This window comes from Planococcus kocurii (assembly GCF_001465835.2).
Classification (GTDB): Bacteria; Bacillota; Bacilli; order Bacillales_A; family Planococcaceae; genus Planococcus; species Planococcus kocurii.
The window spans coordinates 2164427-2178447 of record NZ_CP013661.2 but is presented as its reverse complement, the minus strand read 5'-3'; the positions used below and the strand labels follow the sequence as shown (position 1 = coordinate 2178447).

Here is a 14021-nt window from a genome sequence, read left to right as displayed (position 1 = left end):
AGATCGTCTTATGCCCGGCAGAGCTACACGGGTGCTTGCGCTTTTCTTTTTACAAGCAAGCTAGGATTGCTTGTTTTGATTTGTCTGGTACGTAATGCTTTTCGCTGAAGACATTGTATTCTTTCAAGCGGATGGTCGAAAGGATTTCCCGGTATACGAGTGCTGCCCCTTTGACTGGAACTCTTGAAGACAATGGGTAGTCTTGAATTGTTTCAAACGCTTTTTTATAATGAAATTCAGCTTCGTCTGCTAAGCATTCCCAAACAGCAATAAATTGCGGACTCACAATTCCAGATCGCAGCTCATCTTCGTCCAGTTCGTATTTATGCATAATTTCTTCCGGCAAATAGATTCTACCCATCTCTAGATCCTCTCCGATATCACGGAGAATATTGGTTATCTGCATAGCATAGCCAAGAGAAATAGCACCTTCTTTTAGAACGGCTGTTTTACCTGGCGCCAAAATTGGCAGCAGCATCAGTCCGACTGTACTTGCCACGTGATAACTGTAGTTCAACAGTTCTTCCATCGTTCGGTAGCGGTTGATCGTCAAATCCATTTCTTGCCCCGTGATCAACCCTAAAAATGCCTCGACATCCATTTCATAATTTTCGAATACGTGAGCAAGCGCCACCCACATCGGATTTTCAGAATCATAAACGCCTTCTATGAATTCATTAAAATCGTGCTTGAATTGCTCGAGCTCTTCTTTTGAATTTAGTCCTTCGTCGACAATGTCGTCAACTGTACGGCAAAACGTATAAACGGCCCAGACAGCTTTACGCTTTTCCTTTGGCAATAAAGAAAAAGCTTTATAAAAACTTTTCGAATGCATAGCAATAACTTTTTCACAGGAGGTATAAGCATCTTTTAAGTCCATCATGCGTTGCCCCTTTCCTTTGCAAAATCGCTTTGTATTTGCTCTGCTAGCAGTTTTGCACCTTGCATGACAATCGGTATTCCTCCTCCTGGATGAACTGAGGCACCAACTGCATACAAATGATCTGTCTTAAATGGTTTGACTTGAGGACGAAAAACGCCTGACTGGAACAAAGTCGGACCGATTCCAAAACTGCCTCCTTTAAACAAACCAAAAGCTTCTGCTTCTTTAGGCGTCCGAATTTCCATCCACTCGACTGCTTCTCGGAAATTTGGAAAAGCTAACTTCTCCATGCGATCAATAATTTTGTCAATCCAGACGCTATCGTTTGCCCAGTCGATATCTGTTCCTGAAGGTACTGGAACCAATACATAAAGAACACCTTTACCTTCTGGAGCCAACGAATCATCTATTTTCGATGGATGGAAGGTGTAGATGGCCGGATTTTCCGTTTTCTGCTTTTTCACGAATACATCATCCATATGATCTTCATAGCTATCACCCATGAAAAATTGATGCACATTGCCTTCTTCATAAACCTTATTTAGTCCAAAATACAACAAGACACATCCTGAAGAAGCTGTGTACTTTCGTTTTTTCTGCGCTGGCACTATTTTTTCGATACCTGGAAAATCACCGTTATAAACAATCGCGTCAAATGCTTCAAAGCCTTCTGCCGTCTCAATTCCTTTTGCTTGCTGATTTTCTGTGACGATTTGTTGTACTGAACTCTCTGTTTTAATCGTGACGTTATTACGTGCTCGTAATTCTTTTTCCAGAACTGGAATCAAGCTACCGTAGCCACCTTTTAAATAATACACTCCGTGTTCATGTTCGCTAAAAGGAACAAGAGCATACATCGCTGGAGCACGAAAGGGATCTCCACCGATATACAAAGATTGTAAGGAATACGCTAATTGCAACCGTTCATCCCGAAAGTAATTCGACATCAGCTTATTAACAGACTGGTGAGGTTTTAGCTTTAATAGTTTTTTTATATTTCCCGCTGTCCAAAAATCGGCTTTTTTTACAAATGAATGTTCTAAAAATGAGGACTTGCCAATTTTAAAACGTTCACGCCCTTCTGAGATAAATCGAAGAAATCCTTCTTTTTCAGTTGGAAAGACGTTTTCGATTTCTTGTAACTGACGATCAATATCTGGGTACTTGGTATACACCGTACCATCTGGAAAACGAATTGAATAAAGTGGATCACATAATAACAATTCGATATCCTCTGCTTGAATCCCTGCTTGTTGGAGTAGTTCTTGAAACATTTCAGGTAATAAGACGATGGTTGGACCTTGATCTACTTTGAAACCGTCTCTTTCTACGAAAGTTAAGCGACCGCCCAGCTTCTTCTCTTTTTCCAAAATAGTAACGTCAAATCCCATATTCGATAAATATAAAGCGCCCATCAGACCACCGACGCCACCACCGACCATAGCTATTTTCATGCAAATCCCTCCATTTTAGGTAGAGGTAAAATTGGTATTCCTGTTTTTCCGTGTTGCTGAAGAATGCCGTTAGCTGTTATGCGCGCAGACTCCAAAATAGTCGGCAACCCACTTCCTGGATGAGTTCCCCCACCAACCAACCAGCAATTCCCTAATTCTTCAAATTTATTGTGAGGACGAAATACCATCATTTGAGTTAGTTGATGTCCAAGGTTAAATGTTGCTCCTTGATAAACTGAATAATCCTCTTGCCAACCCATAGGTGTCAGCATTTTTTCAACTTCTATATGATTTCTCAAGTCTTTAAATTCCGTTTTCTCTTCAATCGTATCCAATACCAATTCTCGGAACGCATGTTGTTCATTTTCCCAGCCAATATCACTAAAATTATTAGGCACAGGTGCTAAAATATAGAGCGCTGATTTCCCTTCTGGTGCCAAGGTCGGATCAGTGACACTAGCGTTCTGCACATAAATCGAAGGGTCTGCTGAAAGAATACGAGACTTCGTCATCTCTTCAACATTTCTTTTGTAATCTTTTGCAAATACAATTGTGTGATGAGAGAGATCGTATTTTTTATCCAATCCTAAATACAACATAAATGTTGAGCAAGAATATTTTTTCTTTGCCAATTTTTCAGGTGTGTATTTTTTCAGAATCCCCGGTTCCACTAAATTGTTCATCGCGTGAGCAAAATCCCCATTAATGATTACTTCGTCCGCTATTTTACGCTCACCATTTTCAAGGTCTACGCCTTTAACTTTGCGATTTTCAATCCATAATTTCTTTACACCCGTACTCGTGTGAATTTTCCCACCTAATTCTTCTACCACTTTTGCCATCGCTTGTGATAATTGATTGACTCCACCAATTGGATGGTAGATGCCGTAAGCATGTTCCATATAGGAAAGAATTGAAAAAGCACCAGGGCATTCCCACGGCGACATTCCTAAGTATTTCGATTGAAAAGCAAACGCCATTTTCATCCGTTCATCTTTAAAGTAGCGAGATAATACGTCGTACAAAGTTTTGTTTACTTCAAGTTCTGGAAGAGCTTTTAAAACTTTCGGGTGAACCATATCAAAATAACTGTCCATCTTCGATTGCAACATAGGCGATAAGGCTTCTAGCTTTTTCCCTGTTTCTTTCATGAAACGTTCATATCCGTCTCCATCACCTTTAAAGTTCTCATTTATTTGTTTCTTCATCTCTTGATTATTCCGTGTCATGATCAAATTTTGATCTTCAAAAATCAGCTCATACATAGGATCCAACTCAACTGCATCCATATAATCTTTTAAGTCGCGTCCAGTAGCTTCAAACAGTTCTTCTACCAAATGCAACATACTTAAAAAAGTAGGCCCTGTATCAAAGGTAAAGTCACCAAGGCGCAGTTCGGCATTTCTGCCTCCGACCCATGGTTGTTTTTCGTAGACGTCTACTTGATAGCCTTTACTGGCCAGTAGCATAGCTGCAGCTAAACCGCCTGGTCCAGCTCCTATGACAATCATTTTTTCCGGCATAACAGATGCCCTCCATTTCGAATCACCCTAAAAGTTCTACATTTACTATACAAATATTATACCGTGTAAGTTAATAAAAGACTATTTATTTGAGTTTACCCTCTTTTGATCTTTTCAATGTGCGGCTCAAGTAGATAAACCCATTTTAAGAGAACGACCTGTAATTGTATTTTTGTAAAACACGGATTGAATATCAAGTGACACCTCTTTTTAACTAAAAAAACTCCGACTCATGAAAATGAGTCGGAGTTTTTTTAGTTAAGTATTTTTATTTTTACATTTTTGCGTCCCCACTTAAGTGCTTTGCTTTGAGTTGGGATGAAAACGTCAATTTTTTTACCTTTGATAGCGCCGCCCGTGTCCCCAGCAACCGCATAGCCATAGCCTTCAACATGAACTTTCGTCCCTAGCGGAATGACCTTCGGATCTACTGCGATAACTTTTAGTCCAGGATTCTTCTTTAAATTAAGTCCAGTTCTTGTCACTCCTGAACACCCTTTGCAATATGCTGTATAGGCTGTTGAACTAACTGTAAACTCTTTTTTTACCGATCCACTCGTAGCACGTGATGGAGTCTGTTTTTTAGAAGCTGGCTTTGCTGTTGTTTTTTTCAATTTGAGTTTTTGTTTTGGATGGATTGTATTGGATTTTAAGCCATTCCAAATCTTTAAATTACTAACCGATACTTTCTGTGTTTTCGCAATCTTATATAATGTGTCCCCACTTTTTACTGTGTAAACATTAGTTGCAGCTGAACTTACAATCGAAGTGCTTAGGAATAAAACCAGTGCAAAACTCAATACGATTAATAGTTTTTTCAATCCGCTATCCCCTTTGCTTTTTCTAAGTACAACCAAAATAGCACGGCAATATTACAGACGTGTAACAATAAAGAACATATTCCATTACAATAAGAATTCATTTTGTGACATAAGTATTGTATAGACATATTTTTTAGCCTAAATAATGGTATATAAAAAGACTTTTTAACTATTTCATATGTTACACAGCAATTTTATTTCCAGGAAAATAAAAAAACCACAGACTTTTAAATGCCTGTGGTTGCTACTTATTTATTTGCTTTGTGCACTTTGAGTGTCTTTCCTTTTATGGTTTTATCTTTCATCGCTTTTAGCACCATAGGGCCTTTGCCGTTCAAAATATCAATATACGTCACTGTATCTTGAATCTTAATAATTCCAATGTCTTCAGCTGTCACTCCCGGAATGCTCGTCAAAGTTCCAACGAAATCAAAAGCACGAAGTTTCTTTTTCTTGCCCCCATTAAAGTACAACTTAAGAATATCTTTATTCACTTGCTCATTTTTATTTCTTTTGAGTTTTGGACGGCTTTCAAGCTTCTCAGTAAACGCAGGCATTGCACGATCCACATCATTAACTGAAGGAGCTGTTCTACGCGGAATTTCAAATCCGATATAATCTTCGATTTCCGCAAGAAATTTATCTTCGTTTGGTGTTACAAACGAAATCGCTCTTCCTGTTTTACCCGCACGTCCGGTACGTCCTGAACGGTGCACATAACTTTCTTTCTCCATTGGCAAGTCATAATTAATGACGTGCGTAATACTGTCAATATCAATTCCGCGTGCTGCAACATCTGTCGCTACTAAGTAACGGAATTCTCCACGCTTAAAATCGTTCATGACTGCTGTACGATCTTCTTGAAGCATACCACCGTGCAATTTATCACAAGTATAATAATGCTTTTCCAATTGTTCCATGACAAAATCGACATTGTCTTTTGTGCGACAGAAAATGATGCAGCTATCCGGATTTTCAACAATTGTTACGTCACGTAACAGCGAAAACTTCTTCTGTTCAGCAACAACAAATAACGAATGATCGATTTGAGCTGTTAAGCTTTCAGTGGCAGCAATTTCTATATGCTTGGGATCAGTCATGTATTTTTTCTGCAGTTTTTCTACATTTTCAGGCAAAGTCGCTGAAAACAGCATGGTTGTGCGCTGCTTCGGCAATTTGTTGATAATAGCCTCTACTTGTTCGACAAAGCCCATATTCAGCATCTCATCCGCTTCATCAAGAACCAAGTACTCTATACGCTCTAAGTTCAATGTTCCACGTTCAATATGATCAAAAACACGGCCCGGTGTTCCAACGACGACGTGACATTTTTGCTTGAGTTCAGCCTGCTGATAAGCAAAAGGCTGTTTACCATAAACTGCCGCCGCTTTAATGCGTTTAAAGCGGCCGATATTTGTTAAATCTTCTTTTACCTGATCTGCTAATTCTCGCGTTGGTGTCAAAATTAATGCTTGCGGTTTGTTTTCTTCCCAGTCAACTAGTTCGCAGATTGGAATTCCGAACGCTGCTGTTTTACCGCTTCCTGTTTGCGACTTTACCGTTAGGTCAGTCTTTGACAATGCTACAGGAATCACTTTACTTTGGACTTCTGTCGGTTCTGTATAGCCCAGTCCTTCAAGAGCCTTTACAATTGGTTCACTTACTCCGTACTCACTAAACTTTTTAATGTTCATAATCATTCTCCATCTCCGTTCAAAAATTTCAGGTTCTCCTATTATCGCACGGATTAGAAAATTCTGCAGTTAAACGATTATTAAGTTTTATCCAGCTTCGTCAATTACTAATAACAGTAAAAATCGTGTGGCACAAGAGTTACTACTGATCCATAAGGCTCACTGAGACTTTAACATCCAACGATTGGCTTCCCCCACGGTAAACCCCTTGAACCGGGCTGACATCGTTATAATCCCGACCAACACCAACCCGAATATGGCTTTCCAACGCTTCCACATTATTAGTAGGATCTAGACCGACCCAACCGATGCCCGGCACCATTACCTCTACCCATGCATGACTCGCAGCATCACCCACTAGTGCAGAGTTTTCGCCTACATACAAATAGCCACTAACGTAACGCGCCGGTATGTGCTTGCAACGCAAAATCCCTAACATCACGTGCGTAATATCCTGACAAACACCTTTTCTAAGGTTAAAAGATTCTTCCGCTTTCGTATCGACAGTCGTAGATTCGCCATCGTACGTAAAATGCTGATGAATGTATTCCATTACATCAATTGCATATTGCACTGGATTCTTCATTATTCCAAGTTCACGATCGATTTGACTCATTTGCTCCACGGTTAAGTAGGTATATGCTGTATTACTCAAAAACGCTAAATAATGCTCACCGAATAATTGCGAATGAAAAATAGCATTCATTTCTGGTGAGTAATCAATTCTGTGAATAAACGGACTTTTTTGAATGCTGACAATTGATGTTGTCTTGACTTCAAGATGTTGATGGTGCTCAGCAATAAAAAATGTTTCCACGTGATTGCCCCAAATATCGATATGTTCTTTCGTCAAAGAAGCGGGTGTAATGTCGGCACGGTAAGATAAAAGTCGCTGACATTCATCGGTTCTTGGCTTTAACCGAATTGAATTCATGCTTTGATCAACAATAGTTTCATACTCGAAAACATTCGTATGTTCAACTTTATATTTCATAGATGTTATTCCTTTCGCGCCCATGCTTTGTGATTGGCTGGACTCTACAGAGTTTATCTCAGAATCGCTTAAATAATAGGTTTTCGAAAAAATGTGTCCCACTTCATTACAGCCATTTTGGAAGTCGTTTAGAAAATCCATAATTTCGTCCGAGCTTAGCTCATCTATACTAATTTCTTTAAATTCCTCTTGCAACTGATCTAATTTTGCATAGAGTTCCCATGAATAATGAGAAATTTTCCCACCTTCCAATTCATCAATTGCTTGACGAACGTGCGCAAGGCAATAACGAATCGAACGCGGAAAATCAGTATTCGCAATCAAAAACGCCAACACTCTCTTTGGCTTCATCTGCGGTGGATTCATTTTTAAATAAGCATTGTACCCATTCGTCATTCGTAAAGCAGCTAGCCAATAATAGTAATCTTCCGATTGGGTTTCTACCGACCGTTCTCTTGTTCGCTCGCAAACGACATTTAAAATACGTGCTGTTTTTTCTGCGCGTTCCAACCATTTGGCTATTTTGATAATTTGGTAAGGAACACCACGCGGCATCGAAGATTCAACGATTCCTTGCGTAATCAATGACGTTAACTTGACCTGTTCAAGAAATAAACGCATTTCTTGAACTGTACAGCTTTGCTGATCCATTTCCTTTAACATTAAGTAACAGCGATTCCAAGCTTCCCAGTAGTCATCAGGAATATGATCTCTGCTAATTCTTGCATTTTCACGGACAACTTTTACACAGCTTGCAACAGAATTAAAATTACTTTTCTCCATCGCTAAATAATAAACAAGCTGATCTTCTTGGTAACTAGGCATCGATTTGATTTGTTCCATTGTCTCTGTTGAAGCACAAATTTCATAAATAAGTTTCCAATCACTGCCACCGACTAGTTCTTCGTCAGAAGCTTCGATCATTCGTAATAATTGAACATCTAAAATTCGCGCATTATTTTCCGCTCGTTCAACATTTCTTGACATCCAATACAACGAATTCGCTACACGACTAAGCATTAGGAGTCCCCTCCTCTTCTCTTTTCTTAAATACCCATGTATCTTTTCCGCCACCGCCTTGTGAAGAATTGACGACAAGCGATCCTTTTTTCAAAGCAACACGGGATAGTCCGCCCGGCATAACCTGTGTATCTACCCCTCGGATCACAAACACTCTCAAATCAACATGGCATGGATAAAATTCTTCTCCTTGGTATGCAGGAGCTCTAGATAGTTTAATCGTAGGTTGAGCAATATATTGATGAGGGGATTGAATAATTTTTTCTCGGAATTCTTCGATTAGCTCTTTAGATGCATGTGGTCCGACTAACATGTCGTAGCCACCTGAAGACCCTACATTTTTGACTACTAATTCGTCTAGATGTTCTAAAACCCATTCCCGTTCTTCAGGTCTATCGAGTAAATACGTTTTTACATTGTCAATGATCGGCTCTTCGTTCAAATAATAGCGAATCATATCCGGAACATAAGCGTATATCGCTTTATCGTCTGCCACACCATTGCCAATACCGTTCAAAATCGCCACATTGCCTTTTCTATAAGCCAGCAATAAACCAGGAACGCCCAAAGCAGAGTGAGCCAAAAATGCTTCAGGATCTAAATAATCATCATCAATTCGACGATAAATAATATCGACACGCTTTAACCCTCTCATCGATTTCATATAGACAATATTCTTTTTAACAATAAGGTCCCTGCCTTCTACTAAATCGATTCCCATCTGTTGAGCCAAAAAGACATGATCGTAATAGGCAGAGTTGTACATACCAGGTGTCAACAAAACGGCAAAAGCCTTATCTTTTCTTGATTCTGGTGCATGATCTAATATCGCTTGATGCAAATGAGACAATTGGTGCTCGAGGGTGTGAACTGACTGACTGGCAAAAAATTCGGGGTAGACTTGACGCATGACATAACGGTTTTGATAGACATAAGACAAGCCAGACGGATTGCGTAAATTATCTTCAAGCACATGGTATTTTCCATTCTCATCACGAATCAAATCAATGCCCGCTAAAAAAATATGATTTTTTAACGGAATATCAATTCCCTTTATTTGTTCATCGTAATAATAGGGATTGTCTTCGACTAGTCCTCTCGGAACGATTCCATCTTGAAGAATCCGTTTGTCATGATAGACATCTTCCAAAAATTGATTGAGTGCTTCCGCTCGTTGAATCATTCCTTTTTCAATCACTTCCCAGTCTTCAGAAGGAATGATAATGGGAACAAAATCAAAAGGCATGGTTCTTTCAGTGCCCACGTTATTGTTGTAGACAGTGAATGTAATTCCTTGCCTTAAAAAAGACAATTGAGCTGTTTCATGCTTTTCTCTCAGCTCTTCTTCTGAAAATCTTTGAAGGACGTCAAAGAAATTTCGGTAATGTGATTTTGGTTTTCCATATGGCGTAAACATTTCATCAAAAAATGCGCCCGTTGAATAAGTTTTAAACAAGCTAGCATCCCCTTTCGTTTTTCGAATATTCCGATAAAATAAGAAAGAAAAAAACTATGCCGTTTCTGCAAACGTGCATAGCTTTTTCTTCTTTTATTATATCAAATTCATTTTCCGAATGTTGAATCATCTTTAGGTAAATTATCTTTTTTCGACGAATTTTCCGATAAGTTCTTTTTCAAGGAATCTGTATATTCCGTACTTCCACCAAATGTTTCCTTGGTGTTAGAAGAAGAATTGTCTTTGCCAAATGTTGAATCATTCTTTTTCTCTGAGTCATTCGACACACCTTTTTTTAGTGACTCTGTATATTTGGTGCTTCCTCCATAAATCCCACCTGTTGGTTTGTTGGTGTTAGGAGAAACACTTTCTGTAGAACTTGTATCGGTTTTATCAGTAGTTGAATGAGTACGCTTGTCAGCATTCTTTCCAACTTCGTCTTGTAATGTTTTGTTAGCTTTATCCAACGCATCCTTTTCCTTGTTCATCATGTCTTGTTGTGCATCAATTGCTGTTTTCACTTTTTCAACAGCTTTGTTAACTGTGGGTTTCACTTTATCTACCATTCCACCAGATTGCTCATTTAAACGATCGAGCCCTTTTTTAATATTCGCTTTCATATCTGCTTTGCTCGTTTGAGAGGTCCCACTTGTTCCTGTTTTCTGCTGAGTCATTGCCGAACCAATTAATGCACCGAGGCCAATTAATACAAGTTTACCGAACACGCCACCTGATGATTTTCTAGCCATATGAATTCCTCCTCAATTGTATAAATGATTGTGTATAAAGTATTGACTAAATGAGACACTCTTAAACATTTTCGACAAAACAAAAGACACCTCAAAATATTTCAGGCGTCTAGATTTAGCATTTATAAAATTAGTTTGCCTTCTTCTTTTATCACTTGTTCGAAGGCGTTAACAACTTCTCCATCGTATTGAATCCCAATTAAATTTTTGATTTCGGTCATCGCATGTTCAGCAGAAAATGCAGATCGGTACGCTCTGTCTTCTGTCATCGCATCGAATGTATCGCATACCCCGATAATTTTAGCTTCTAACAATATTTCTTCAGCCATTAGTCCAAATGGATAGCCTTTTCCGTTAACACGCTCGTGGTGTTGTTCAACGATAGCTGCAATTTCTGCATAAGGTGTTTCTCGAATCATGTTAGCGCCGTCACCTGGATGTTTTTTCATCAAATCGAATTCTTCATCTGTTAACTTTCCTGGCTTTTTCAAAATTTTTTCCGGAATGTTAATTTTGCCAATATCGTGCAAGATAGAAGCTAATAACAAATTTTCCATTTGTTCTTTTTTTAAGTTCATTTTAGAAGCTGTTTTCACAGCGTAATTTGATACACGAGCACTATGATTGAAAGTATATCTATCTTTTTTTTCAACTGCTTCTCCGATACTTCTTAACTTACTTATTATATTACTTAAATAATGAAAAACTGGAACAGTAGAAACAGACAAAAAAGTTAAGTCAGCTAATGTTTTGAATTGTACTGTACCCTCAAGGTTTTTCGCAGAAATAAAATCATTTGTCCCAAGCTGTACGATACTACCATTTATATTAGCCTCAATCTCGCCACTCAATATATAAAAAAATTCTTGAGCTTCTTTATCTTGACTAGGAAATAATACAAATATACTATCCTTTAATATCGTTTGCTTCATTAATTCGATACCATTTCCACGACCTAACAGACTCAGCGTTGTTGCACCATTATTCACTTTTTCAAGATAGCTGTCTGTTAATATGTTCAAGCCTTTCACCGATACACTTCCTCTATTAAAAATATAAGAGTATAGAAAACTCTCTATACTCTTGTATCACTTTATTTTTTTGATAATATTATTACCAGCCCACAACTAATATAGGGTCAATTAACTCAGTGCGATCGGAAAACTCAACGGTTTCTAAATATATCTCTACTATTAATCCCGCTTTCTCAGCCTTTTCAATTCCTTTAATTGTCATTCTCTCAGTTTTCACTTTTAATTGGCTGATTAACTTATCAGATTGTTTTTTGTAGTCTGCAGTTAATTTGGCTTGTTTTGATGAATTTTGGTGTTTGATCAAATCTTTATTGTATCTATTGTATAATTTTTCATATTTGATAACTGTCTTTTCAATTTCTACGAAAATTTTTGCATTCGTTTTTTCCACTTCTGCTAATGCTTTAGCTATTTCTGGCGTTACTTCTTCTGAGTCATATTTCACAGTTTGAATATTAGTTTGTGCAAATGTACTCGTACCTAAAACCATAGCTATCATCAATGAAAATAAAACAGCGATTACACTCTTTTTAAACATATTTCTCCTCCTCGTTCAATTTAATTAGTAGAAACCGAAAACTCAAACTCTTGCAAACTAAAATAAATAACATACCGCTTTAATTTTACTTAAAATACCAACTATTACCTTCTATAGTATACACTTATTGGGTTTTTAGCACAACCAGATACTATATTTTTTAGACAAAGACATTTTTTCAAATGAGTAAAACAGAACTGGATTAAGTAATTATCAAATTACTACCAAATTTTAAAAACCTTATATTTGTGATATAATTTATCATTTTATTCATACTTAGATGTCATTTTCGCATAAAAAGCTGCAGCAGAACTTGTTATCAAGTTCTGCTGCAGCTTAAAATCCAAAATTCTATTCATCACGGTAACACAGTAGAACCCATCAAGAACCGGTCACATTCACGCGCTGCTTCCCGTCCTTCATTTATTGCCCAAACAATTAAACTTTGACCACGGCGAACATCTCCTGCTGCAAATACACCTTCTACATTAGTCGTGTATTTTCCATACTCCGCTTTTACTCGGGAATTTTTCTCTGTCTCGATCTCTAATTGTTGAATTAGGTCTTGTTCAGGTCCGCTAAAGCCGATAGCGATTAAGACCAAATCCGCTTTCCAAACTTTTTCAGTGCCTGGAATTTCCTCGCGGATCCGGTTGCCTTGCTCATCTATTTTCAATTTCACATTAACGGTGTGCACTTCCTTGACTTGCCCTTCGCTATTGCCAACAAATTTCTTTGTCATAACCGCGTAAGCTCGCGGATCTTCGCCAAAAGTAGCAGCCGCTTCTTTGTGGCCGTATTCGACACGGTGAATTTTCGGGTATTGTGGCCACGGATTGCCTTTTTCGTCACGAATCGCGCCTTTTTTATCGTAGACATCAAACTGAACGAGACTCTTGCATTCGTGACGAACAGACGTCGCTAAACAATCTGTCCCGGTATCTCCACCTCCAATGACAATGACGTTTTTATCTTTAGCCGAAATATAATTGCCATCATCAAAATTCGAATCCAGCAAACTTTTTGTACTCGCGTGCAGGAAGTCCATGGCAAAATGGACGCCCTCTAATGCACGACCTTCTACATCAATATTCCGATGGACGGTTGAACCGGTACACATGACTACTGCATCAAAATCATTCTGCAATTTAGCAGAAGGGTAATTCTTCCCAACTTCTACACTTGTGATAAAAGTGATGCCTTCTCGCTCAAGAATCTTGACACGTCTTGTGACCATATCATATGACAGTTTCATTTCTGGAATTCCGTATGTCAACAAGCCACCCACACGGTCACTTTTTTCGAAAACCGTTACTAAATGTCCTGCTTTATTCAATTGAGCAGCGGCAGCGAGTCCAGCTGGTCCAGAACCAATCACTGCTACTTTTTTACCGGTTCGCGTTTTAGGTGGTTCAGGCACAACCCACCCTTCTGCAAATCCACGTTCGATAATGGAACGTTCGACTGTACGAATGGCTACAGGGGGTGCATTGATGCCTAGTACACAGGCGCCTTCACACGGAGCCGGACAAGCCACTCCTGTAAATTCAGGAAAGTTGTTTTTCAGGTGCTCACGGTGTAACGCTTCTTTCCATTGACCGCGGTAAACAAGATCATTCCATTCTGGGATGAGGTGATTTACAGGGCAACCGGTCGTTACATTATCTAGTTCCATTCCGGTATGACAAGTTGGCACTCCACAATCCATACAACGTGCCCCTTGTTTTGCTACTTCTTCATCTGACAAAGGAATTGTATAGTCGTTCCAATCCTTTGTGCGCTCACCGGTTTTACGCTCTTTGACTGTTTGTCTGTCATATTCCATAAATCCAGTTGGTTTCCCCATCGTTTCCCT

The 14021-nt window shown here is 38.7% G+C and carries 11 protein-coding genes; all 11 read right to left on the bottom strand.

Going from position 1 to position 14021, the window contains the following annotated elements; genetic code table 11:
* Positions 1-49 precede the first annotated feature (49 nt).
* Entirely contained in the window at positions 50-883 is an 834-nt protein-coding gene (locus AUO94_RS10700) for a phytoene/squalene synthase family protein (protein WP_058384201.1), read from the bottom strand.
* Positions 880-2337 carry a phytoene desaturase family protein gene (locus tag AUO94_RS10695; protein WP_058384200.1) on the bottom strand — a complete coding sequence of 486 codons (1458 nt, stop codon included), beginning with the start codon at positions 2335-2337 and terminating at the stop codon, positions 880-882. Before AUO94_RS10695 ends, AUO94_RS10700 begins: the two co-directional genes overlap by 4 nt.
* Complete coding sequence (locus tag AUO94_RS10690; RefSeq protein ID WP_058384199.1) at positions 2334-3860, bottom strand: phytoene desaturase family protein; 1527 nt, start codon at positions 3858-3860, stop codon at positions 2334-2336. Before AUO94_RS10690 ends, AUO94_RS10695 begins: the two co-directional genes overlap by 4 nt.
* Positions 3861-4114: 254 nt before the next feature.
* The gene (locus AUO94_RS10685) at positions 4115-4681 is read right to left on the bottom strand and encodes a 3D domain-containing protein (RefSeq protein ID WP_058384198.1); all 567 of its coding nucleotides are present in this window, start codon (positions 4679-4681) and stop codon (positions 4115-4117) included.
* Between the two features lie 248 nt (positions 4682-4929).
* Entirely contained in the window at positions 4930-6375 is a 1446-nt protein-coding gene (locus AUO94_RS10680) for a DEAD/DEAH box helicase (RefSeq protein WP_058384197.1), read from the bottom strand.
* Between the two features lie 142 nt (positions 6376-6517).
* Positions 6518-8389, bottom strand: coding sequence for an alpha-E domain-containing protein (locus tag AUO94_RS10675; protein ID WP_058384196.1), 1872 nt, complete (start codon positions 8387-8389; stop codon positions 6518-6520).
* Positions 8382-9845 (bottom strand): circularly permuted type 2 ATP-grasp protein, encoded by a 1464-nt coding sequence (locus AUO94_RS10670; RefSeq protein ID WP_143039484.1) that lies wholly within the window; start codon positions 9843-9845, stop codon positions 8382-8384. The genes AUO94_RS10675 and AUO94_RS10670 overlap by 8 nt, the downstream gene beginning before the upstream one ends.
* A 107-nt stretch (positions 9846-9952) precedes the next feature.
* The gene (locus AUO94_RS10665; RefSeq protein WP_058384195.1) at positions 9953-10594 is read right to left on the bottom strand and encodes a hypothetical protein; all 642 of its coding nucleotides are present in this window, start codon (positions 10592-10594) and stop codon (positions 9953-9955) included.
* A 122-nt stretch (positions 10595-10716) separates the two neighbouring features.
* On the bottom strand, positions 10717-11625 hold the full coding sequence (locus AUO94_RS10660; RefSeq protein WP_058384194.1) for an HD domain-containing phosphohydrolase: 909 nt from the start codon (positions 11623-11625) through the stop codon (positions 10717-10719).
* An 82-nt stretch (positions 11626-11707) separates the two neighbouring features.
* A complete protein-coding gene (locus AUO94_RS10655; protein WP_058384193.1) occupies positions 11708-12166 on the bottom strand; it encodes a hypothetical protein in 459 nt (152 codons plus the stop codon).
* Positions 12167-12524: 358 nt separating this feature from the next.
* Entirely contained in the window at positions 12525-14012 is a 1488-nt protein-coding gene (locus tag AUO94_RS10650; protein ID WP_058384192.1) for a glutamate synthase subunit beta, read from the bottom strand.
* Between the last annotated feature and the right edge of the window lie 9 nt (positions 14013-14021).